Origin of the sequence: Acinetobacter sp. S54, assembly GCF_016624945.1 — a bacterium.
GTDB lineage: Bacteria > Pseudomonadota > Gammaproteobacteria > Pseudomonadales > Moraxellaceae > Acinetobacter.
The window spans coordinates 25,464-49,318 of record NZ_JACVUI010000009.1 but is presented as its reverse complement, the minus strand read 5'-3'; the positions used below and the strand labels follow the sequence as shown (position 1 = coordinate 49,318).

Sequence of the window (23,855 nt, the reverse complement as noted above, 5' to 3'; positions counted from 1 at the left end):
GTTATACATTTAAGAGTAATTGTGCCATCAACTCTGCACGATGCCAGTCTTCCAAAGTATCAATATCCTGCACACGTGTTCTAGGAAGCTCTACAATTCGTGATTTATTTGAGAAAATTACTGATTTTTCTAACCATGCCTGTGCTGTTCCCCAATAAAACTGCCCAGCATCATGCCATGCTTCTTCTAAGTCTTGAGAGCGCTTATTAAAGTTTTCTGGCTGGAACATTTCCACGTTACCCGCCTGATTCAGTTTAATTGCTCTTTGAATTGGAAAAGCAAAGGTTGTAGCACTAAATGCATAATCTATAGGGCAATCCTTCAATAACTGTAACCCAGCTCTAAGATCATCAATCTGTACAAATGGTGCTGTTGCATATAAACAGCAAACATAATCAGGCGATTGTCCCTGCAATCGAGTAAAAGCTTGTGTTGCGTGTTGCATAACATCTGCTGTAGTTGAATAATCATCAGACAAATGAGCCGGTCGCATAAATGGAACTTTTGCTCCAAAACTTATTGCAATATCTGCAATTTCTTGATCATCGGTCGAAACCCAAACCTCATCAAAACATTCACTTTTAAGTGCAGCTTCTATCGACCATGCAATCATGGGCTTACCATAGAAGTCTTTTATGTTTTTACGAGGGATTCTTTTGCTTCCACCTCGTGCAGGAATAACCGCCAATCGCATTGTTATACCAACACCTCTTTAAGTGCTTGGTAGACATACTGAATTTGCTCATCAGTCAAATCAGGGAACATTGGTAAGCTAATAGCTGCTTCGTAATAAGCCTCAGCTTCAGGGAAGTCCCCTTGCTTAAAACCAAGCTGCTCATAATAAGGTTGAGTATGTACTGGGATATAATGTACGTTGACACCAATACCTTTCTCTCGCAACGTTTCAAAGATTTCTTTACGTCCTTTGCTCAACTCATTAAGTTTTAAACGGATAACATATAAATGTAATCCAGAGTATGTTTCTGGCAATTGATAAGGTGTAATTAAGGGTAAATCTTTTAATAATTCATTATATTTTTTTGAAATTTCATGTCGTTTAGCCACAAAAGCTTCTAGACGTGTCAATTGAGTAACGCCCAGAGCTGCTTGTAACTCGGTCATACGGTAGTTATAACCCAACTCTACCTGCTGGTAATACCAAGGACCTTCTGAAGGTTTAATCATAAACTCTGGATTACGAGTTACACCATGACTACGTAATAAATCAATTTTCTTGGCTAACTCTTCATTATTAGTAAGCGCCATTCCACCTTCAGCAGTCGTAATAATTTTGACAGGATGGAAGCTGAAAATCGTAATATCAGAATACTGATTAGAACCAATATAATTTTCTTTATATTTGCCACCAATTGCATGAGATGCATCTTCAATAATGCTAAACCCATACTCTTGTGAAAGCGCATGAATCCTTTCCATATCACATGACTGCCCACATAAATGTACAGGCACGACAATCTTCGGTAATTTATTATTTTGTTTTGCAACCTCTAGCTTTACTCTTAAAGCGTCAACCGAAAGGTTATATGTATCTGGATCAATATCAACAAAATCAACATCAGCTCCACAATATAAAGCACAATTTGATGATGCAACAAAGGTAATAGGAGACGTCCAAAGAACATCTCCTTTTTTCAATCCCAATGCCAAACAAGCTACATGTAAAGCTGATGTCGCACTATTCATAGCAAAGGCATATTTAGCCTCTACCAGCTCTGCAACTGATTTTTCAAACAATGGAACTTGCGGTCCTTGTGTCAAAAAGTCAGATTGAAGAACCTGAATAACTGCATCAATATCTGCCTGATTTATATTTTGTTTGCCATATGGGATGAACATTTTAGATATTTCCTACTTTCTCAGCGTTTTGAGTTAACCAAGTTTGTAAGTCTTCTGGACTCATCCATTCAGTATTGTTGTCGCTAGAATAGTGAAAACCTTCTGGAACTCGTTTACCATCTTTAATACGTTCGGCTGTTTCAGCCCAGTCGTTAATTACTGGTAAAATTTTGTAATGCTCTGAATACTCATATGTATAGTATGCATCTTCGACACTAATCATTTGCTCATGAAGTTTTTCACCTGGGCGAATACCAACGACTTCTTGTTTAGCCTCAGGAGCAACTACTGTAGCGAGATCTGTTACCTTCATCGATGGAATTTTTTTCACATAAATTTCGCCACCCACCATGTCTTCAAATGCATGCCAAACCAGCTCTACACCTTGCTCCAATGAGATCATAAAACGTGTCATACGATCATCTGTAATTGGCAACACACCTTTGTCTTTAATTGACATAAAAAACGGAATAACTGAACCACGAGATCCCATTACATTACCATAACGAACAACTGAAAATTTCGTGCCATGTTCGCCTGAATATGCATTACCAGCCACAAATAACTTATCAGAAGCTAGTTTAGTCGCGCCGTATAAATTGATCGGACTACTTGCCTTATCTGTTGATAATGCAACCACACCTTTCACCTTTTTATCAATACATGCATCAATAAGATTCATTGCACCATTGATGTTGGTTTTAATACATTCAAATGGATTATATTCTGCTGTAGGCACAATTTTTGTTGCAGCAGCATGAACAACATAATCAACGCCATCTAAAGCACGATATAAACGCTCTTTGTCTCTTACATCACCAATGAAAAAGCGGACTCTTTTATCATCTTTAAATTTTTTCGCCATTTCCCATTGTTTCATTTCATCACGAGAAAAAATAATTATTTTTTTAGGATTATATTTTTCCAAAGTCATTGGAACAAAAGTATTACCAAAAGAACCCGTTCCGCCTGTTACCAATATTGTTGAGCCTTGTAACATCTCTTCCTCTTTTTAAACAAATTAAATTCGTAATTTTAATAAAATCAAAGTCTAATATTAGTCTCTGCTTTACCCAAAACATATTTCAAATCATAAAGTACATGCTTTTCTTTACCTAAAGCATGGAACTCATCAACAGTCATTTTTTTAAATTGATCATGCGCTACTGCAATCACGATGGCATCATACAGACCCTGTTGTAATTCTTTAATCGGTGCTAGACCATATTCATGTTGGACTTCTGTATCATCGACCCATGGGTCATAAATATCTAAATCCAGATCGTATTCTTTTAAAGCTTTAACCATATCTACAATTTTTGTATTGCGAATATCAGGGCAATTTTCTTTAAAACTAAGGCCCATGATTAGAATTTTTGAACCCACAACTTGTATACGTTGTTTGACCATTTCTTTAATAAGCTGAGTCGCCACATACTCACCCATACGATCATTTAAACGACGGGCTGCGAGTATAATTTCAGGATGAAGTCCAATAGACTGGGCCTTATGGGTTAAATAATAAGGATCTACACCGATACAGTGACCACCAACTAAACCTGGGCGAAATGGTAAGAAGTTCCATTTGGTTCCAGCCGCATTAAGTACTTCTTCTGTATCAATGTCTAATTTATTAAAAATAAGAGCCAACTCATTAATTAAAGCAATATTGACATCGCGCTGAGTGTTTTCAATCACTTTAGCAGCCTCAGCAACTTTAATACTTGGTGCTTTATAAGTCCCAGCTTCAATAATCAATTTATAAACCTGGTCAATATATTCGGCAACTTCAGGCGTTGATCCCGACGTAATTTTCAATATATTGGTCACACGTCGTTGCTTATCGCCCGGATTAATTCGCTCAGGACTATAACCCACAAAAAAATCCTGATTAAATTTTAAACCTGAGATTTTTTCTAAAACAGGGATACAAACCTCTTCCGTTGCTCCTGGATAAACTGTGGATTCATAAACCACAATATCACCTTTTTTTAAGGTTAGGCCAATCGTTTCAGAAGACTTAATTAAAGGCGTTAAATCGGGCTGTTTAAAATCATCAATTGGGGTCGGAACAGTGACAATAAAAAAGTTACAGTCCGTCAATGCACTTGTATTTGAACTAAACTGAAGCTTTTTAGCTTGAGACAATTCACTTGCTGAAAGCTCCAAGGTCTGATCTAACCCTTGCCTCAACTCATCAATTCTTTTCTCAGAAATATCGAAACCGACTACAGACACATTTTTAGCGAATTCAACAGCTAAAGGCAATCCTACATACCCTAAGCCAACGATTGCAATTTTAATGTCAGCAATTTGAAACATAACATTCGCCTTCAGCTGATTTTCTATAAAAATGTTTTTTTCAGTTTATATAGCAAAAGGCTTAAAGCAATACCAATATAAACCGTTGCGTACTATACCAGAAAAATCTATTTTATTTTTTCCATTTTGGTTCTGTAAATGAACACCTACATATCTTTACGATACCTTAATGCTTAAGCTACTAAACGCAAGTGAAAGACGGTGATTTTTACATGCTTTTCGATTTCTTTTGCTGTAAGATTGCGCTATTTTATTAAAATGACTTAAAGTTAGCTGAGTTAGCGCTAAACTAAACAAATACAGGGTCTCGTGTGAAGCATTACCAAAATATTTTAATTCTTGCCTTATGTATAAATGGTACAGGTTGTGCTGTAACCTCCGGTTTTCAAACTTATGACGTGCCCGAAGAAGGCTCTTTTCAAACCGATCTCGGCACATCCGTTGATGTCATTAAGATCACTGCTAATAATTTGCCAATAATACAATCAACAGCAAATGCTTTACCTGCTGGCAGTTTAACGTCTCTTTTTAAACGACACAGTTCTATTTATACACTCAGTGCCGGCGATGTGTTATCCATTCAGTTGTGGAATTATCCTGAGATTGCACCACCGACGACTTCCATTTCAAATGATCAATCTGTACAGGCCTATGGCTATCCAATCGATCAGGAAGGCTATATCCAGTTTCCTTTAGTAGGACGCTACAAAGCGTCTGGAAAAACGCTCGCTCAAATCAATAGAGAATTGCGTAACCGTTTAGGGCAGTACTTAAAAAATCCTGATGTGGTGGTGCGAGTATTATCTTATGAAGGTAAACGTTATTCTGTTCAGGGAAGTGTGACTAAAGGCGGGCAGTTTTTTCTAAGTGATCAACCTGTCAGTGTATATACCGCCCTTGGTTTAGCGGGTGGCGTGACCGATAAAGGAGATGACACCTCTATCCAATTGATTCGTAATGGCACGACCTATGATTTAAATAGTATTGCGCTGGAAAAACAGGGTTATTCACTGCATAAACTGCTCATACAGCCCAACGATACTCTTTATGTAAATTCACGTGAAAACCAGAAAATCTACGTGATGGGCGAAGCTGGCAAAAACCAGGCCTTGGAAATGCGTAATCAAGGTATGAACTTAAGTGATGTTTTAGGTGAGAGTTTAGGTATCAATCCAACATCCGCAAGTGCAAGTCGTATTTACGTACTTAGAAGTAACATCAAGACCCATCAAACACAACTTTATCATTTAAACTTACTGAGCTTGGGTGACTTTGGTCTAGCCAATCAGTTTCAAATGAAAAAGAATGATATTGTCTATATTGATGCGACTGGCTTGACTCGTTGGCAACGTATCGTTAACCAGATTATTCCATTCTCAAATCTGATTTATACCACCGATAGATTGGGGCAGTAATGCAGATACAAAATATTTTAGTGGTTTGTGTAGGAAATATTTGTCGTAGCCCAATGGCAGAATATTTTTTAAAACATCAATATCCACATTTAAATATTGAGTCAGCAGGTATTTCTGGTCTGGTGGGTGAAGAGGCTGATGAAAAAGCTCTACTATGTATGGACTCGTTACAGATTGATATGCGTCCACATATAGCACGTAAACTCAATAGTGATTTAATAAAAAAAGCAGATTTGATTTTAGTCATGAGCTTAAATCAACAAAAGCATTTAGAACAAACTTGGCCTTTTGCAAAAGGGAAAGTGTTTCGACTCGGACATTGGCAACATAAAAATGTGCCTGATCCATATCAACATGATCAGGCATTCTTTGATGAAACCTGCCGTAATATTCAGGCTTACGTGTCTGACTGGAAATCACATATTTAATTTTAAGTAGTTGCATACCCATGAGTCAAAATCCAACAAAAACTGAAGATACCATTGATTTAAAAGAGCTATTTTTCTCTTTAATTGCACAATGGAAAATTATTGCGCTTTACATTATTTTAAGTTTAATTTGCGCTTTACTTTATTTACGTGTAACGCCAAATACTTATTCAGTAGACGCGCTGGTTCAAGTGGAAACACAAAAGGGAGCATCGGCTGCGCTATTAGGTCAGGAACTCTCAAATATTATGGGGTCTTCTGGACTTGGTGGGCAACAAGTTGCCCAAGCAGAAATTGAAATTTTGAAATCTCGGTTAGTGTTAGGAACAACGATACAAGACTTAAATCTTGATATTCAAATTCAACCTAAAAATAACTCTTTGTTTAAACGCTTAATTACTCCAAGCGAATTTGAAACCCAGTATTCTCGCCAGGGTGTCATTGTTAAAGATCAACTCATTGGTTTTAATATTCAGCAATTTGATGTTCCTCAAAGCTATTTGGACAAATCGTTGCTTTTAGAGTTTAAAGATTCTTCTTTTTCTTTAACAGATTTAGAAACTGATGAAGTAGTTGCAAAAGGTAAACTCAATCAGCTCAATACCATTTCTTCAGTTGATGGCCTCTGGAAAATTAAAATTGATGCCAAAGATAAAATCAACGAGCCTTATATTTTAACCAAACAGGCAATTACCACAGCAGTAAATGGTTTACTTGATAATTATGCAGCAGTTGAAAAGGGAAAAATGACAGGGGTCATTGGTTTAAATTATCAAGGTACAGATAAACTGCATATCACCCAAGTTCTCAATGTGATCTTACAGACCTATAAACAGCAAAATATTGAACGTGGCACCGCTGAAAAAGAGCAAACACTTAAGTTTCTAGATAAACAACTTCCTGAATTAAAACAGGAGTTAGACCAAGCTGAGCGTCAATTTAACGTCTTTAGACAACGTTATAATACGGTGGATGTGACTAAAGAATCTGAGCTTTATCTCACCCAGAGTATTCAGCTTGAAACTCAAAAACTTGAGCTCCAGCAAAAGCAAGCAGAACTTGCAGCCAAATATACTGAACAACACCCAATGATGCAGGAAATAAATGCGCAACTTGGAGCTGTGACTAAGAAAATTAATGAACTAAATGGTACATTGAAACGGCTGCCAGATGTTCAACGTCAGTATTTGCAATATTATCGAGATGTTGAAGTTAAGCAACAACTTTATACAAGCCTTTTGAACACCTATCAAACTTTAAATATTGCAAAGGCTGGTGAAATTGGTAATGTTCGTATTGTCGATACCGCTATAGAACCAGTTAAACCGATTAAACCACGGAAGTTAATCGTGCTTATCCTATCTATTTTTATGGGTGGTTTTATCGGAGTATTAGTTGCTTTAGCCCGTAATATGTTGCGTACAGGAATTAAAGATTCTTCTCAAATTGAAAATGAACTGGAACTTCCAGTATATGCCACTGTACCCCGTTCTCCTATTCAGGAAAATCGTTTGGCCGTATTGAAGAAGAAAAAGAATATTCCTATCTTGGCTGTAAAACATAGTGATGATATTGCTATTGAAAGTTTACGTAGTATTCGTACTGCGATTCATTTCGCTCTTTCAGGTGCCAAAAATAATATCATTATGATCAGTGGCCCTGCGCCAGAAGTTGGTAAATCTTTTATTTCCACCAACTTGGCCACTATTTTTGCGCAAGGCGATAAACGTGTATTGTTGATTGATGCTGATTTACGTCGTGGCTATTTACATAAATATTTCAATATGGGAACTCAGCCAGGTCTTACTGAATTATTAACGGATCAGGCTTCATCAGCACAAGTGATTCATTCAACTGAAGTGGCAAATTTAAACTTTATGAGTCGCGGTAAAAGCCCATCGAATCCATCTGAGTTATTAAGTTCTCAAAAGTTCCAGACTTTATTGCAAGAGCTTTCTCAGCAATATGATCATATTATTTTGGATACCCCACCCGTTCTTGCGGTTACAGATGGTATTATTATTTCGCAATATACAGGTGTAAATTTGATTGTTGCTCGTCATGCCAAAACTCAAATGAAAGAGCTTGAATTAGCCCTCAATCGTTTCGAACAAGCTGGCGTAAAAGTGAATGGCTTTATTCTCAATGATATTCAGCGTTCTGCGAGCGGCAGTTATGGGTATAACTATGCTTATGCCTATAAAGCTGCAAAAGATGATTAATTAATCGCACAGTTGCAATCTTTATTATGAAGTCGAACCATTAGGTTCGACTTTTTTACGAGCGAATTAAAGATTGATGTGAAAATAGATAAAAATCCTGTTATTTTTTTTATTAAACAGTCTATGCTTAAGATAGCCATGCTAAGATTGCAGGCGATTGATATTTGGTTAAATAAACAACATTTCTGGAACACTCATGAGTAAAGCCTTACCCATTGCTGTCGCTGTAATTTTAGGCGGTGCTGCACTTATTCCCGTTTACTATGCATCTCAACATCCAGTGGCAGAGGTTGGTTCAAAGGCAGACAAGAATGCCTCGCCTGTAAAAAAAATCAGCTATGCACTGGGTTATGAAGTTGCCCACCAAACTCCCCCAGAACTTGATGTTAACGCATTTGTGAGTGGTATTCGCGATGGGCATGACAAAAAGCCTGCAGCTTATACTGAACAAGAACTTCAAGCTGCATATGTAGAGTTCCAACAACAAATGCAACAAAAGCAATTGGAAGATGCAAAGAAAACTGAATCATCCAATGCTAACTTTTTAACTGAAAATGCCCATAAAGAAGGGGTTAAAACCACTGCTTCAGGCTTACAGTATAAAATTATTAAAGAAGGTACAGGTAAACAACCGACTGCTACTTCTGTCGTAAAAGTTCATTACAAAGGCCAACTCACTGACGGTAAAGTGTTTGATAGCTCTTACGATCGTGGTGAACCGGTTGAGTTCCCATTAAATAAAGTGATTCCTGGCTGGACAGAAGGTCTACAACTGCTGAAAGAAGGCGGCAAGGCAACATTCTATATTCCATCACAATTGGCTTATGGTGAACAAGGTGTGCCTGGTATGATCCCACCAAACAGCACTTTAATTTTTGATGTAGAACTGTTAGAAGTTAAATAATTCATGAGGAAGGAGAGTTAATACTCTCCTCTTTTATTTTAGGAAGCACAATGAAAAAAATCAGTTTAACACTCGTATTACTTGGCATGACGGGCCTTAGTTTTGCAGCGCCTGTCACTTCTCAAAGCCCGCAGAAAGATCAATTGGGTTATAGTTACGGTTATGTGATGGGACGTACCAATGCTGATACGCTAAAAGATTTAAATTTAGATACCTTTATTCAGGGATTGAAAGAAGGCTCTACAGGTAAGGCATCCTCTTTAAGTGATGAGGATATGGCTAAAGCTTTGAGCCAATATAAGAAACAGGTTGAATCGAAACAACTGATCGAGTTTCAAAAATTAGCTCAAGAAAATCAGAAAAACGGACAAGCTTTTTTAGCTGAGAATGGCAAAAAATCTGGCGTAATTACTACCAAATCAGGTCTACAGTATCAAGTTTTACAGGCAGGTACAGGTAAATCGCCGAAGGCAAATTCAAAAGTTAAAGTGAATTATGAAGGTCGTTTATTAGACGGCACTGTATTTGATAGCTCAATTGCACGTAACCACCCTGTTGAGTTCCAACTTAGTCAAGTGATTCCTGGCTGGACAGAAGGTGTACAAACCATGAAGGAAGGTGGTAAAACCCGCTTCTTTATTCCAGCTAATCTGGCTTATGGCGATGTCGGTTCAGGTGATGCGATTGGCCCTAATAGTGTTTTAATTTTTGATATTGAACTCTTACAAGTGACGCCTAATTAAAAATTGATAAAGATCGATTCATTTTTAATTTAAAAGCACAGCTCCTTTTTTTTAAAGGCTGTGCTTTTTTACACCGTGATGATCTATTTACAGCGAAAATGCCAATGATAATGCAGGGAATATCTATTAATCATGACGTAAATGACGCGGTCTAAATCCTGTCGCTAACAGCGTAACAGCATAGGCGACTACACCCAAAATACATAAGGCCGCCACTTCTATGATTCGCATCCACTGTGAAGATTGACCATCATACCAATGTAAGCCAAACCATAACGCAGCAATCATGGCAATGTTAGCAATTGCATATTGAATTGCGAGTTTCTTCCAATGCCCACCAAATTTAAAAATATTGCGTTTATGCAAGTAGAAATAGAGCAAACCTGCATTCACTAGCGCTGAGCCAGATGAAGCCAATGCCAATGCCATATGCTCTGCATGCCAATTGATCAGTTTAAAAAAGCCAATCAGTACCACGTTTAAAATAGCGTTAGCTGCGACCGCCATCAATCCCACACGTACTGGAGTTCTTGTATCCTGCTGCGCATAAAATCCTGGAGCAAAGACCTTGATAAGCATAAAAGCAATTACGCCACCGCTCATGCATTGTAATGCCAAGGCCGTCATCTGGGTATCACGAAGATCAAACTCACCACGCTGGAACAGCGCCTGAATAATCGGTGTTGATAACATAAATAGCGCAATACTGGCAGGCAATCCAACCAAAACAATCACACGTGCAGCCCAATCCAGCATGCCTCGGAATTTAGCTTGATCCTGTTCAGCGTGTCGCGTCGAAAGTGATGGTAAAATCACTGTGCCAATGGCCACCCCAATGAGACCCAAAGGAAGCTCGGTCATTCGCTCAGCACTATATAACCATGACACGGAACCATCCTGCATAAATGAAGCCCAGATGGTATTGAGTAATAAATTGATCTGAGTGACTGAGACCCCAAATAATGCAGGCAGCATCAATTTCATGATGCGCTCAACCCCTTCATGTTTAAAATCAATTCTTGGTGGAATGAGCAGTTTTTTCCGCCATAGTTCAGGGATCTGAATGGCAAGCTGTAGAATCCCAGCGCCCAGCACAGCCCAGCCTAAAGCCATAATCGGTTGCTGCATATAGGGAGTCAGCCACCACGCTCCAGCAATCATCGCGACATTTAGTAACACTGGAGAAAAAGCGGGTGAAGCAAAAGAACCATAGCTATTTAAAATGCTACTGGCAAAAGCCGTCAACGACATAAACATTAAATAAGGAATCGTCAGACGAAACATACCAACAGCCTGATCAAATTTCTCAGGATCATTATGAAAACCAGGGGCATAGGCATAAATGATGACAGGAGCGATGATCATCGCCACTAAAGTCAATAAACTCATGATCAGAAGTAAACAGCCGAATACACGGCTAATTAAAATCTGAACTTCAGCATGAGCTCGGCCTGTTTTATATTCTGTCAGGACAGGAATAAAAGCCTGTGAAAACGCGCCTTCAGCAAAGAGTCGCCGAAAAAAATTAGGAATACGAAAGGCAACCACAAAGGTATCGAAATCTTTACCTGCACCAAATACATTGAGCAAGACCATGTCCCGAACCAGCCCCAATATACGGGACAACATTGTCATTGCACTGACAATAAAGGTTGATCGCCATAATGCCATCGCATCCACCCACGGCTAAATACAAAGCCGATATTGTAATGAAAGTAAAAAATTATTTCGTTGTGAAATGATGTCTGGTATGGATATTTTTTTCATTTAATAATTTTCGGAAGTAAATCCATTGAAAAAAAGGTCCCGGATCAGTCTTACGACCACGCGCGATATCTGAATGCCCCGCAATATGCTGCTGAATTTTAGGATAACTGGCTTGCAATACGGCGGTAACCTCAACTAGCGCTTGGTACTGAACCTCTTCAAAAGGTAAATCATCACTCCCTTCAAGCTCGATGCCTATCGAATAATCATTACATTTGACCTGTGCCAGATAACTAGAACGTCCAGCATGCCATGCCCGATTATAAAAATTGACAAACTGAATCACTTCCCCTGTTCTTAAAATCAGGAGATGTGCAGACACCTGCATGCCCTCAATGCTTTGAAAATAAGGATGAAGTGACCAATCTAATTGATTTTGGAAAAACTGTTCAATATATCCGCCGCCAAACTGCGATGGTGGCAAACTAATGTTATGTACCACGATCAGTTGAATTTCTACGGATTCAGGGCGTTGATTATAATTTGGAGAAGCAATCTGTCTGGCACCAATCAACTGCCCTTTTTCCACTCGATAGGTCGTGCTCAATGACATAGTTAGAATGATCCGATGTATTTTTGAATAATCTTAGTTTAATCGAGTCCTAAAAAATTAAAACTGTTCATAAGGCATATTTATGACAATCGTTTGTGAATTTTTACAGGGACAATGCTAATATATTGCTCAATTTTCTGGGTTAATACTGAGTATAAAGTATGAGCATTCCTCAATCTTTGCTAGAACAATCGATTCAAATTAACGTACAACAAGCACTGGCTGAAGATATTGGTGATGGTGATATTACTGCTTTATTGACTCCGGAAAATGAACACGCGACAGCAACTATTATTAGCCGTGAAGATATGATTCTAGCTGGTCGTCCATGGGTCGATGCATTGATTTCCCAATACGATCCTAGCGTAGAAATTATCTGGTTAAAACAAGACGGTGAATCTGTTGGTGCAGGTGAAGCTTTTTTAAAATTGACAGGTTCAGCGCGTAGTCTATTAACGGTTGAGCGCCCTGCTTTGAATTTTGTTCAGACTTTATCTGCGGTTGCTACCAAGGCGGCTCATTATGTAAAACAGCTACAAGGCACCGAGACTAAGCTATTGGATACGCGTAAAACCTTACCGGGTCTACGCATAGCCCAGAAATATGCTGTGGCGATTGGCGGCGGTCAAAACCATCGTTTAGGTCTATTTGATGCATTTCTCATTAAAGAAAATCATATTATGGCCGCAGGGGGTATTGCCCAAGCCATTGCTCAAGCGCATCACATCGCACCCAATAAACCTGTTGAAGTTGAAGTTGAAACTTGGGATGAACTCAATCAGGCACTTGAAGCTGGCGCGGATATTGTCATGCTGGATAATTTCAGCCAACAACAAATGATCGATGCCGTTAAACACGTCGCTGGGCGTTGTAAACTGGAAGCTTCTGGTAATATCACTTTGGATAATCTGCGTGAAGTTGCGAGCACAGGAGTAGATTATATTTCGATGGGTGTACTCACCAAAGATGTTACCGCCGTTGATCTTTCTATGCGGTTTAATGCTTAGGTTTGCTCAGTTTCAATCTTTTGTGTTTTTGTCGTTAGATTTTCTATCTTCGTAGCATGCTCAGGCTGGATCAAGACTTCTGAGGTTTTGGTCTGAGCTTGCCATGCAGATTGATTACGTGATGTTTCATTGGGGCGTGGATCACAAGCCATAATCGTAAATGTAATAATCGCAAACAGTACAATAAAACCTTGTAGCATATTGATTTTCCCATATCTCATAAAACTATAAAATTATTTGCAACTTTAAAATTTAATCATGACAAACTTGAGCAGGCTTTGTTTTAAGCTAGATGTAAAAAGTTATCGTTTGTGAAATCGTTGGCGTTTTTGTAAAAAGGATGTCTGATGACATCCTTTTTCTGCATTAGATTTTAATGCAATTAATTTTCAATATAGCCCATATATGGATCAGAAATTGAATCTTTTGGGGTTTCAATACGACCTGCAAACCGTCGACTGAAACTTAGATCAGACTCCATATAGACAGTGAAATCATACCAACCTCCAAATTCAGTCATGTCCCAAGCTAATTCTTTTTCTGAACTTGCTGTTTCAATCGACCATTGCTGATTGGGCAGATAAGCATTGGCTTTAACCCTTAGCTTACAACTTGATTGTCCGTCATGACGAACTTTTAAAAATAATTTGGCTTCACAGTCTTCGACGCAGATCCTAATTTCTGGTAAGGCTTGCTGTTGTAGACTTTGATTCAGATTACCTACGAATGCGCGATGAAATCCATTAGGCCCTAACACCCAGAGATCATACGCACCTTGCTGCGTATTCCACTCATCCTGTAATTGCTTGCCTGCTTCGACCATATAACGACGTGGAATGGCCTCCAGATTTAAGCGATCATACACATGAAATACCGCGGCCTGTTTCCCAGTATTGGCGAATAAAAGTTGTACACTTTGTCCCGATAGATTGACCTTGGCACTGGTATGCAAAATATACGGCAAGGCCCTTGATGGACGAATTCCCATATCCTGCTGGGGAAAAGCCTGCTGGTTCGGAACGGTCACCTGCGGTAATAAGGACTGAGCTAAACGAATAGCATCCGCTTCCGCTTTTGCTTTTTTACCCTCAAGTTCAGTAAGCTGCGTGATATTTGGAGTTTTAAAATCAAAGGCTGTCATCAAATCACCACAAACTGCACGACGATATGCGCTAATATTCGGTTCATTTACTCCAAAACGCTGTTCAAGGAACTGAATAACTGAAGTATGATCAAATACCTGTGAATTGACCCAACCACCACGACTCCACGGTGAAATCACATACATTGGTACACGAATTCCTGGACCATAAACTCGACCATCTGGCTGAGGTTGCGATGTTGCTGTCGCTACTGCAGGATGAGTGAAATATTCTGGTGCCAATGCTTCATCGGGCAAAGTGGTTTTACCATAAGTTTTTCCATTGTCATCTTTAGATGGCGCACTTGGTGAGGGTACATGATCAAAGAAACCATCATTTTCATCAAAATTAATCAATAAAACTGTTTGTGACCAAATCTCAGGATTGTCTGTTAGCGCATTTAATACTTCCTGTATATACCATGCGCCTTGTACCGGACTAGATGGCCCTGGATGTTCACTATAAGTTGCGGGCGCTACAATCCAGCTGACTTGAGGCAATTTCCCTGTGCGAATATCTTGTTTGAATGTTCCTAAAAAACCACCATCAGGCATAGTATTGGCAATACCTTTATATAAAGGTTGTGTTGCATCAACTTTTTCATCGTAGGCAGGGCTGACGAGATCATCATGGCTGACAGGTTGACCTGATAATTCATTTGCACGGCGATATTGCTTAAAACCTGCCAGTGGGTTATCCGTGAAGTTATCTGGCATATTTTGATAAACTTTCCAGCTAACCCCCGCTTGTTGTAAACGTTCCGGATAAGTTGTCCACTCATAACCACTTGAGGATGCACCTAGTCCATCAAACTCATTAACTACACTGGCAACACCTGCTGCTGGGCCATTTGTTCCTGTCCAGATAAATTGTCGATTGGGGTTGGTTCCTGCATGCATGGCACAGTGGTAAGCATCACACACCGTAAACGCATTGGCCAAGGCAAACTGAAATTCAACTTCCTGTTTTTTATAATATCCCATCGATTGTGTTTTTTTAAATTTCACCCAATCCCCCATGCGTCCGTGGTTCCACGCGTCCTGACCATCCTGCCATGAATGTGGTGTCCCTGACACACGTTGAGCGTTGCCCAAACGACTATCTAAATGATAAGGAAGAATTTTATTTTGACTGGCATCATACTGTTCCCAGACCTTGCGCCCTGCACTTAAAGGAATTGTAAAGCGATCACCAAAACCACGGACGCCTTTTAAGGTGCCAAAATAGTTATCAAAGGAACGATTTTCCTGCGTCAAAATCACCACATGTTTGACATCTTGAATGCTGCCTGTATCGACTTTGGCATCAATCGCCAAGGCTTTTTGAATGCTCAAGGGAAAACTAGATAGGGCAGCTGTACCAAATAAAGTCTTGGCCGTATTGAGTACAAAATCACGACGATTCATTTTTTAATCCTTTTTATGATTTTATTATGGTTATGGTGCACAGTGCATGGTGCAATTATTTTTTGGTGGCTGTGGCTGCTGGGTCGATGTATCATCATCCTTACAAGCACTAAGTGTGAAACTAGTGATAATCAAAAAAAAACAGAAAAATTTAGACATGATCCTCTCCATTTAGGAATGGAGACTAGTAAAAAGCTTGAAAATTACAGCGTCATGATGATTTGATGTCGATTATATGAAGCCATAAAAAAACGCATCCGAAGATGCGTTTTAATATCTGGAATAACTTACCAGCCTAATGCTTCTTGCTGTTTTTGAATCAGGGTCTGAATTCCCTTTTCAGCAACTTCAAGCATGGCATTGGCTTGGGTACGGGTAAATGGTTTTTCTTCTGCTGTACCCTGAATTTCAATAAATTCACCTGCCTGTGTCATCACCACGTTTAGATCTGTTTGGCAGTTTGAATCTTCTTCGTAACATAAATCCAGTAAAACTTCGTCCTGATAAATGCCGACTGAAATTGCAGCGACCAAGCCTTTCAATGGATCTTGCTTGATTTTCTTTTTCTCTAGCAGCACATTCATGGCATCGATCAAAGCGACTGCTGCACCAGTAATAGCTGCGGTACGCGTACCACCATCTGCCTGAATTACATCACAGTCGATGGTAATCGTATTTTCACCCAATTTTTTCAAATCTACCATGGCACGAAGACTACGACCAATTAGACGCTGAATTTCCTGCGTACGGCCACTTTGTTTGCCACGAGCCGCTTCACGGTCACTACGGGTATGGGTAGAACGCGGTAACATTCCGTATTCTGCTGTTACCCAGCCCTGCCCCTGACCTTTTAAAAAACGAGGTACAGAATTATCAATGCTTGCGGTACATAACACCTTGGTATGACCGAATTCGACCAGAACCGAACCTTCGGCATAACGGGTATAATTTCTTGTAATTTTTACATCACGTAATTGATCAAGTGCTCGTTGGTCAAGACGCATAAACTATCCTTTCATTGCCGCTAAATTAAGATTGCAGCATAGTATAGCAAATGCCTTCAATAAAATTGGGCCGAATTCGGCCCAATTCCCTGCTTTTTACAAAAGCACTTATTTGGCAAAGGCAAAGATACTTTTTACTTTTTGAATCGCATTTGAAACCTGATCTGTGTATCCATTTGGCAATGAGCATTTAGCCAAACGCACCCAAACACTCCAGAACTGTTTAACAAAATTGGCTTCGTTATAATTAACACCATATTCTTCACATAATGCTCTGATTTTTGGCGCAACTTCAGCATAACGATTAGCAGGCATATCTGGAAATAAGTGATGTTCAATTTGATGGCTTAAATTTCCACTTAAAATATGTAACCAGTCTGTTCCGGTAAAATTGCTCGAACCACGAATCTGACGCAAATACCATTGGGCACGAGTTTCAGTCTCTGTATTATCTTCTTCAAAGGTCTCAGCATCTTCTGTAAAGTGACCATTAAAAATCACCGCTGATGACCATAAACTACGGATCACATTGGCGACTACGTTACCTAAAAATACAGGAATCGCATTCGGCCCTGCAATCAGCGGAAAAAATATATAATCTTTACCCACCTGACGTACAACTTTTTTACGTAATTTAGCCGAATCTTTCCAAACTTCCTTCCACGATTTGGTTTTATAAATAATGGCATCTTCCAAATGTAGATTTTGGACTCCCACATACCATTCAAATAAAATCATCAATTGCGCAGCTAAAGGAATATTCAATAAAAAGCGAGGTTCCCATTTTTGTTGTTCGCTGACACGCAGCAAACCATAACCCACATCATGATCTTTACCCACAATATTGGTATAAGTATGATGCACGTAATTATGGGTATGTTTCCAATCATCCCCTGTTGCAATGGTATCCCAGTCATAATTGGCGCCATTTAAACTTGGATCATTCAGCCAGTCAAACTGACCGTGCATGACATTATGACCAAGTTCCATATTTTCAACGATTTTAGAAATACCCAACAAACCTGTTCCTAACAACCAAACAGGTGGAATCCAACCGCCAAACATCAACATACCGCGTGAAGCGATTTCACTATAACGGACAAAGTTACGAATTTTGTAGATATATTTGGCATCGGCTTCGCCCAGATTATCCATAACCTCACGGCGGATTTCCTCGACACGACGACCAAACTCTTCAACCTGTTCTGGGGTTAAATAACTAGATTTACTGTTTAATGGAAACTTTACGGACATATTCATTATTTTTCTCCGAATCTATTGAAATTGACTGACTGTAATTAAAGATTGATCACGACAGGACTAATTGCCTGACTGACACATAACCTGATCTGGGTATTGTTGCCATGATCAATTTCACCCGTCAGAATATTTTTGGTTGAACCACTGACTTTAGTGCAGGTACAAGTATTACAAATACCCATACGACAACCGTGAGAGGGACGCAAACCCGCCTGCTCAGCACTTTCCAATAAATTGGTATTGGCTTCAAATTCCTGTTGTGAACGTAAAAAGATCACGGGTTGTGCTTCAAGGGTTTCATCTACAACAGGCTGGAAATATTCCATATGTAGACGATCGGCCAGATTTAATTCTGCAAAAATCGTTTTGGCTGCCTGCATCATGCCAGATGCACCACACAGATAAGTTTGTTTTTGTTCTAAGTCACTCACCAGCTTATTTAACAAGTCTGGAGTTAAATGCTGTTTTTGCTGAAGAGTATCAATGTGGTGATAATGAATCATGGGATAACGTTCAGCCAAACGCTGTAATTCATGATGAAATGCAGCATCACGGCTAAAATAAATCACATCAATTTGAGGTAATTGCTGTTGTATTGCTTGCTGCAATAAAGAATAAATCGCCGTAATACCACTACCTGATGCAATCAATACTGCTGCGGTCTGATCCGTATGTAAACAAAATTCGCCCTGAGTTTGTGAAATTTCAATCACATCACCCGACTGTAACTGACTCATGGCACGTGATACTACGCCCTGAACTTTGATCCCTAAATAAAGATTTCCCTGCGCATCGATCTGCATCACAGAATAACTACGCTGATAACGCACACCAGCAACCACTACTGTCACAAGAATGCTTTGACCTGCTTTAAAATGACGTGCTGCAAAGTTGCTATTTGACTGTAAACAAATTTGATAAAGCTCAGGAGTGATCGCCTTCACTGAAGTGACTTGAGCTTTGACTTTTTTCCAAGTCCACATCGGATTGACTTTTTCCAATATGAAATCGACAAAATCTTCGCGAATCCATTGAGGCTGATAATTGGCTGCAATGTTCATACGTTCCTCGTTTGTATCTGGCTATTTATATGAGTGAACAAATGTTCTTTCAGTGAACATGTGTACACATTATTCTTTTTTTTTAATTCAGTCAACAGGTGTTCACTGATTTTTTTATTTATTCATTTATTTTTTGAAAGCAAGGTAGTTTTTGATAGACTCATGGCTGGTTTAATATAGGTCTAATGAATGTCGATACGGGATGAACGTAAACAACAAAGCCGTCAGGCACTGCTGGATGCTGCATTGCAACTGAGTACTGCTGGACGTTCATTTAGCAGCATTAGTTTACGTGAGGTCGCACGTGAGGTTGGTTTAGTTCCCACTGCATTTTATCGCCATTTTCAGGATATGGATGCCCTCGGACAAGAACTGGTCGACCAAGTTGCTCTGCACATTAAAAGTCTGATTCATCAACTTGGACAAAGTTATTTACATCAAGCCAAGGCCAATCCACAAACCAGCATTGAGTTATTTGTACAGGCAGTTAATCACAGTCCACTCGAATGGCAATTTATGATTGCTGAACGCTGGGGGGGATCTTCTACAGTACGCTATGCCATTGCACGCGAAATCGACGACCTGACCGAAGCGCTGACTACAGATTTGCGTAAATTACCAACATTTGAACACTTTCAGGAAAATCAAGACCTTAAAGTTCTTTCTACGATTTTAATTAACATGTCATTTACGTGGGCCATGACTTGGCTGAGTTTGCCACGCCAATACCAGGCCGAAGCGTTGCATCAACAGCAACAAGGTTTTATTGAGAATGCTTCAACACAAGTCCGCTTGATTTTCCGTGGTATTGCCAACTGGGAATAATTCATACTTATTATATGAAAACAGAAAAAAATCAGTAAATTTCTTTAATCATCTTGGCGAATTTACGAATTTGGCTTAATGTCGGTAGACGCGTGTATCTACTGCTGTAATAGGAACGGTTATGAATCCAGATCGCCATCAACAATTTTTAATCCGCAAAGAACGTATTTTAAGTGTTGCCGAAAAACTATTGCTGGAAAACAATCAGGAAATCACGCTAGATGAGCTAGTGGCTGAATTGGATATTGCCAAAGGCACATTGTATAAACATTTTAAAAGTAAGAATGAACTGTTACTGGAACTGGTCATCGAAAATGAAAAAAAACTATTAGATATTTCCAATAAACACCACACTGATTTTAAAGAATATGCACCGATTTATATGCTGCATCATCTTTTAGCGCCTGCACGTACCATTTTATTGCATCAGCTAGAAGAAAATCTGACGATGAGTGAATCCAAACTCAATCATTTATTTGAAGAATTATACGAAATCCGTCAAGCGCGTATTTTAGCAATCAAAGATATTACCGAAGCCTATTTGCAATCTGTGCATTATGATATGTCCATTCGGGATTATTTATCTTATATCTGGTCACTCACTTACGGTGCCGCTTTGTTATTAAATTCAAGCTATTATCAAAGATCTATTGGTTCCCGTCAGAAATTGATCAATCTTTATGTCAATCAGGCGCTCTCCCTACCCACACAATCAATCAATCTAGATGCGTTTGAACTCGAAATTAAGCTGGATGATTTGAACAAGTAAAATAAAAAGCCCCTTTATTTAAAATAACAAAGGGGCTTTTTTAAAACCAACATTATTTTGCTTTACGTTCTTTTTCAATCAGATAATTAATCACTTGAGTTACTTTACCGTCTTCACCCTGAACCACATATTTACCATTGACTACAACCGCTGGAACGCCAGTTAGCTGATATTGCTGCGCCAATTTATTGGATTCTGCAATTTTTGCGGTAATTGGAAATGAGTTAAACATGCTATTAAACTTCTGCTCGGGAACACCATAACCTGCATAAAATTTAGCTAAAGATGCCTGATCAAAAATTTGTTGTCCTTGATCATGAATTGCATGAAACAGTGGCAAATGGGTCTTTTTACGGACATTCAGAGCTTCAGAGACATAATACGCACGCGCACCCTGTTCCCACACCTTGTTCATCGCTGCTGGCGTACGCAGGAAATTTACATCTTTAGGAATCTGTTTTAACCATGTTTGCATATATGGTTCAAGCTTAAAACAGTGCGGACAACCGTACCAAAAAAACTCACGTACTTCGATTTTACCGGGTACAGCCACTTTTCCCGGGTTAGCCACCACGGTGTAATCCTTCCCTGCCACAAAATCAGCAGCCATTGTTGTACCAGAAATTACCATCATTGCGGCACAAAGACCACCCAATACAAACTTTTTCATTACCTGTTTTTTCCTCTAAATCATTATGTTGAGTTTATGCTCTAAATATAAAGCAAATATGCTAAATTCGTTTTCCTTGTGTGAAGATTTTTACCATATCTTTAAGCAAGCTGGTCGCTTTTTTCCGATTTCTGGTTACACTAACACTAGTAAACCAAACTTAACGATTGATGAAAACACTTATAAAAGAGGTGACACCATGTCGCAACTGAATGTTGATCCACAAGAAATCGCAAAATTTGAAGCACTCGCAGCCAAATGGTGGGATCAGCATTCGGAATTTCGTCCTCTACACCAGATCAATCCATTACGTTTGAACTGGATCGATGAACACGCAGGTGGCATCGCTGGTAAAAAAGTTCTGGATGTGGGCTGTGGTGGCGGTATTCTAGCTGAAAGTATGGCGCGTCGCGGTGCAAACGTTCTAGGTATCGATATGGGCGAAGCACCGCTCAATGTTGCACGTTTGCATGCAGAGCAGGACCATGTAAAAAATATCGAATATCGTCAAATCCCAGTTGAAGAACTTGCTCAAGAACAAGCAGGACAGTATGACGTTGTGACGTGCATGGAAATGATGGAGCATGTTCCTGATCCAACGTCTATCGTCAAAGCATGTCAGACTTTAGTGAAACCAGGCGGCCATGTGTTTTTTTCAACCATTAACCGTAATCCGAAATCCTATCTGTTCGCCATTATTGGAGCTGAATACATTTTACGCTTATTACCTAAAGGGACGCATGATTATCACAAATTTATCCGCCCTTCAGAAATGGCGCAGGATATTCGTGAAGCAGGTTTGACCTTAAAAGAAATGATTGGCTTGCACTATAATCCGCTCACTAAACACTATTGGCTGGCACCGAATGTTGAGGTCAATTATATGGTGCATACGATTAAGGCAACTCAAGCATGAAAGCTGTTCTATTCGACCTTGATGGTACTTTAATCGATACCGCGGCCGATTTTATTCGCATAATTCAAGCCATGTGTCGTGAAAAACAATGTGACATCGTCGATGCCGATTTAATTCGTACACAAGTTTCGGAAGGCGCACGCGCCATGGTGAAACTGGTCTACCCGGAGTTAGAGCTAGATGATCCTGTATTTTTACAACATCGCCAACGCTTTCTAGACAATTATGGTCAGCAGATCGTGGTGGATACAGATCTGTTTTCGGGAATGTATCCTCTACTCGAAGAACTTGAAACGCATGACATTCCGTGGGGTATTGTCACCAATAAACCTCGTGGTTTAAGTGAATTGTTACTGGCTGAATTGAATTTGACTGAACGTTGCAGCGTTTTGGTTTGCCCTGAAGATGTCACGAAGACCAAGCCAGATCCTGAACCCATGTATCTTGCCGCCAAACAATTGAATTTGCCAAGTGAGCAAATTATTTATGTTGGAGATCATCCACGTGATATTGATGCGGGTCGAGCCGCAGGTATGTATACCATTCTGGCGGCCTATGGTTATTTGCCATTAGAGTATCAAGATGATTTGGAAGCATGGCAAGCCGACGCTATCGTGAACGATGTTACTGAATTACAATCCATTTTACGCCAATTACTACAGTTAAATTCCACGAAACCCGTTAGGATGTGAGCATTATCATTATAATTTGAATCAAATTTTAGGGAGGTTCACCATGAAATACTCAGAATATCAGCCTCGTACCGATTTATTAAAAGACCGTATTATTTTAATTACAGGTGCTGGCGATGGTATTGGTCGCGCTGCTGCCATGAGCTACGCGCTACATGGCGCAACAGTGGTTTTACATGGCCGGACCCTGAATAAACTTGAAGTTATTTATGATGAAATCGAAAGTTTAGGTGCACCACAACCAGCTATTTTACCGCTACAGCTTTCCAGCGCATCAGTACGTGATTATGAGCTATTAGTTAATACACTTGAATCACAATTTGGTCGTTTGGATGGTATTTTGCATAATGCGGGTATTTTAGGTGAACGTGTACCTTTAGCGGATTATTCGCCGCAAGTGTGGGACGATGTAATGGCGGTAAATCTGCGTGCGCCATTTATGCTGACTCAGGCTTTATTGCCTCTTTTACAAAAGTCAGAGCATGCTTCAGTGGTATTTACCAGTTCTGGAGTCGGACGTGAAGCGCGCGCACTTTGGGGGGCATATTCTGTTTCAAAAGTCGCCATTGAAGCTGTCAGCAAGATTTTTGCCGCTGAGCATATGCATCCCAATATTCGTTTTAATTGTATTAATCCAGGTGCAACCCGTACTGCCATGCGTGCCAAAGCTTATCCCGATGAAGATCCATTAAGTTTGCCTACAACAGAGTCAATTATGCCGGCTTATTTATATCTAATGGGCGATGACAGTTTGCATCTTGATGGTCAAAGTATTGATGCACAGGATTGAAGCTAATTTTATATAAGATTACCAGCATCTTTCGAGATGCTTTTTTTACGCATTAATAATCGTATTTTTAAATTAAAATAAGAAAATTATTCGTTTTTACAA

At 39.5% G+C, this 23,855-nt stretch carries 23 protein-coding genes; 11 read left to right on the top strand and 12 right to left on the bottom strand.

Annotated elements, in window-relative coordinates:
* Position 1 precedes the first annotated feature (1 nt).
* Genes pseF through tviB form a run of 4 tightly spaced genes read right to left on the bottom strand, consistent with a single transcriptional unit; the run spans position 2 to position 4,179 of the window.
* Complete coding sequence (gene pseF, locus IAE20_RS12540; RefSeq protein WP_200461117.1) at positions 2–694, bottom strand: pseudaminic acid cytidylyltransferase; 693 nt, start codon at positions 692–694, stop codon at positions 2–4.
* A 2-nt stretch (positions 695–696) separates the two neighbouring features.
* Complete coding sequence (pseC, locus tag IAE20_RS12535) at positions 697–1,857, bottom strand: UDP-4-amino-4,6-dideoxy-N-acetyl-beta-L-altrosamine transaminase (RefSeq protein WP_200461118.1); 1,161 nt, start codon at positions 1,855–1,857, stop codon at positions 697–699.
* 1 nt (position 1,858) lies between these two features.
* Positions 1,859–2,857 (bottom strand): UDP-N-acetylglucosamine 4,6-dehydratase (inverting), encoded by a 999-nt coding sequence (pseB, locus tag IAE20_RS12530; protein WP_200461119.1) that lies wholly within the window; start codon positions 2,855–2,857, stop codon positions 1,859–1,861.
* A 44-nt stretch (positions 2,858–2,901) separates the two neighbouring features.
* A complete protein-coding gene (tviB, locus tag IAE20_RS12525) occupies positions 2,902–4,179 on the bottom strand; it encodes a Vi polysaccharide biosynthesis UDP-N-acetylglucosamine C-6 dehydrogenase TviB (RefSeq protein ID WP_200461120.1) in 1,278 nt (425 codons plus the stop codon).
* Positions 4,180–4,490: 311 nt separating this feature from the next.
* On the opposite strand from tviB, the gene IAE20_RS12520 reads away from it, so the two are divergent.
* From IAE20_RS12520 to IAE20_RS12500, 5 genes are all read left to right on the top strand, one after another.
* Positions 4,491–5,594: a polysaccharide biosynthesis/export family protein gene (locus IAE20_RS12520; protein WP_200461121.1), complete on the top strand. Its 1,104-nt coding sequence runs from the start codon at positions 4,491–4,493 to the stop codon at positions 5,592–5,594.
* Positions 5,594–6,022, top strand: coding sequence for a low molecular weight protein-tyrosine-phosphatase (locus tag IAE20_RS12515; RefSeq protein ID WP_200461122.1), 429 nt, complete (start codon positions 5,594–5,596; stop codon positions 6,020–6,022). The genes IAE20_RS12520 and IAE20_RS12515 overlap by 1 nt, the downstream gene beginning before the upstream one ends.
* A 20-nt stretch (positions 6,023–6,042) precedes the next feature.
* Positions 6,043–8,244: a polysaccharide biosynthesis tyrosine autokinase gene (locus IAE20_RS12510; protein ID WP_200461123.1), complete on the top strand. Its 2,202-nt coding sequence runs from the start codon at positions 6,043–6,045 to the stop codon at positions 8,242–8,244.
* Positions 8,245–8,440: 196 nt separating this feature from the next.
* Complete coding sequence (locus IAE20_RS12505; RefSeq protein ID WP_200461124.1) at positions 8,441–9,148, top strand: FKBP-type peptidyl-prolyl cis-trans isomerase; 708 nt, start codon at positions 8,441–8,443, stop codon at positions 9,146–9,148.
* Between the two features lie 50 nt (positions 9,149–9,198).
* On the top strand, positions 9,199–9,891 hold the full coding sequence (locus IAE20_RS12500) for an FKBP-type peptidyl-prolyl cis-trans isomerase (RefSeq protein ID WP_200461125.1): 693 nt from the start codon (positions 9,199–9,201) through the stop codon (positions 9,889–9,891).
* Positions 9,892–10,017: 126 nt separating this feature from the next.
* Here IAE20_RS12500 and murJ read toward each other — a convergent pair whose 3' ends face one another.
* Together murJ and ampD are read right to left on the bottom strand one after the other, a co-directional pair.
* Complete coding sequence (gene murJ / locus IAE20_RS12495) at positions 10,018–11,571, bottom strand: murein biosynthesis integral membrane protein MurJ (protein ID WP_200482420.1); 1,554 nt, start codon at positions 11,569–11,571, stop codon at positions 10,018–10,020.
* A gap of 43 nt (positions 11,572–11,614) precedes the next feature.
* Positions 11,615–12,211: a 1,6-anhydro-N-acetylmuramyl-L-alanine amidase AmpD gene (ampD, locus tag IAE20_RS12490; protein WP_200482421.1), complete on the bottom strand. Its 597-nt coding sequence runs from the start codon at positions 12,209–12,211 to the stop codon at positions 11,615–11,617.
* 161 nt (positions 12,212–12,372) lie between these two features.
* Here ampD and nadC point away from each other — a divergent pair, with 161 nt between their 5' ends.
* Positions 12,373–13,218 (top strand): carboxylating nicotinate-nucleotide diphosphorylase, encoded by an 846-nt coding sequence (gene nadC, locus IAE20_RS12485; protein ID WP_200482422.1) that lies wholly within the window; start codon positions 12,373–12,375, stop codon positions 13,216–13,218.
* Here nadC and IAE20_RS12480 read toward each other — a convergent pair.
* The 5 genes from IAE20_RS12480 to IAE20_RS12460 all read right to left on the bottom strand — a co-directional run bounded on the left by IAE20_RS12480 (position 13,215) and on the right by IAE20_RS12460 (position 19,091).
* Positions 13,215–13,418: a hypothetical protein gene (locus IAE20_RS12480; RefSeq protein ID WP_200482423.1), complete on the bottom strand. Its 204-nt coding sequence runs from the start codon at positions 13,416–13,418 to the stop codon at positions 13,215–13,217. The genes nadC and IAE20_RS12480 overlap by 4 nt on opposite strands.
* A gap of 182 nt (positions 13,419–13,600) precedes the next feature.
* Entirely contained in the window at positions 13,601–15,766 is a 2,166-nt protein-coding gene (locus IAE20_RS12475) for a phosphocholine-specific phospholipase C (RefSeq protein WP_200482424.1), read from the bottom strand.
* A gap of 287 nt (positions 15,767–16,053) precedes the next feature.
* Positions 16,054–16,770 (bottom strand): ribonuclease PH, encoded by a 717-nt coding sequence (gene rph, locus IAE20_RS12470; RefSeq protein WP_200461131.1) that lies wholly within the window; start codon positions 16,768–16,770, stop codon positions 16,054–16,056.
* Between the two features lie 108 nt (positions 16,771–16,878).
* Positions 16,879–18,030: a fatty acid desaturase family protein gene (locus tag IAE20_RS12465; protein WP_413784498.1), complete on the bottom strand. Its 1,152-nt coding sequence runs from the start codon at positions 18,028–18,030 to the stop codon at positions 16,879–16,881.
* Between the two features lie 38 nt (positions 18,031–18,068).
* A complete protein-coding gene (locus tag IAE20_RS12460) occupies positions 18,069–19,091 on the bottom strand; it encodes a flavin reductase family protein (RefSeq protein WP_200482425.1) in 1,023 nt (340 codons plus the stop codon).
* A 189-nt stretch (positions 19,092–19,280) separates the two neighbouring features.
* Between IAE20_RS12460 and IAE20_RS12455 the strand changes: the two genes are divergently transcribed.
* On the top strand, positions 19,281–19,916 hold the full coding sequence (locus tag IAE20_RS12455) for a TetR family transcriptional regulator (RefSeq protein ID WP_200461133.1): 636 nt from the start codon (positions 19,281–19,283) through the stop codon (positions 19,914–19,916).
* Between the two features lie 121 nt (positions 19,917–20,037).
* Positions 20,038–20,685, top strand: a complete 648-nt coding sequence (locus tag IAE20_RS12450) for a TetR/AcrR family transcriptional regulator (RefSeq protein WP_200461134.1) — start codon at positions 20,038–20,040, stop codon at positions 20,683–20,685.
* A gap of 52 nt (positions 20,686–20,737) precedes the next feature.
* Here the strand turns inward: IAE20_RS12450 and IAE20_RS12445 are convergent, their stop codons facing one another.
* A complete protein-coding gene (locus IAE20_RS12445) occupies positions 20,738–21,355 on the bottom strand; it encodes a thiol:disulfide interchange protein DsbA/DsbL (protein ID WP_200482426.1) in 618 nt (205 codons plus the stop codon).
* A 199-nt stretch (positions 21,356–21,554) separates the two neighbouring features.
* On the opposite strand from IAE20_RS12445, the gene ubiG reads away from it, so the two are divergent.
* Genes ubiG through IAE20_RS12430 form a run of 3 tightly spaced genes read left to right on the top strand, consistent with a single transcriptional unit; the run spans position 21,555 to position 23,753 of the window.
* On the top strand, positions 21,555–22,271 hold the full coding sequence (gene ubiG, locus IAE20_RS12440; RefSeq protein WP_200482427.1) for a bifunctional 2-polyprenyl-6-hydroxyphenol methylase/3-demethylubiquinol 3-O-methyltransferase UbiG: 717 nt from the start codon (positions 21,555–21,557) through the stop codon (positions 22,269–22,271).
* Complete coding sequence (locus tag IAE20_RS12435; protein WP_200482428.1) at positions 22,268–22,963, top strand: HAD family hydrolase; 696 nt, start codon at positions 22,268–22,270, stop codon at positions 22,961–22,963. The genes ubiG and IAE20_RS12435 overlap by 4 nt, the downstream gene beginning before the upstream one ends.
* A 43-nt stretch (positions 22,964–23,006) precedes the next feature.
* Positions 23,007–23,753: a YciK family oxidoreductase gene (locus IAE20_RS12430; RefSeq protein WP_200461138.1), complete on the top strand. Its 747-nt coding sequence runs from the start codon at positions 23,007–23,009 to the stop codon at positions 23,751–23,753.
* The last annotated feature ends 102 nt before the right edge of the window (positions 23,754–23,855 follow it).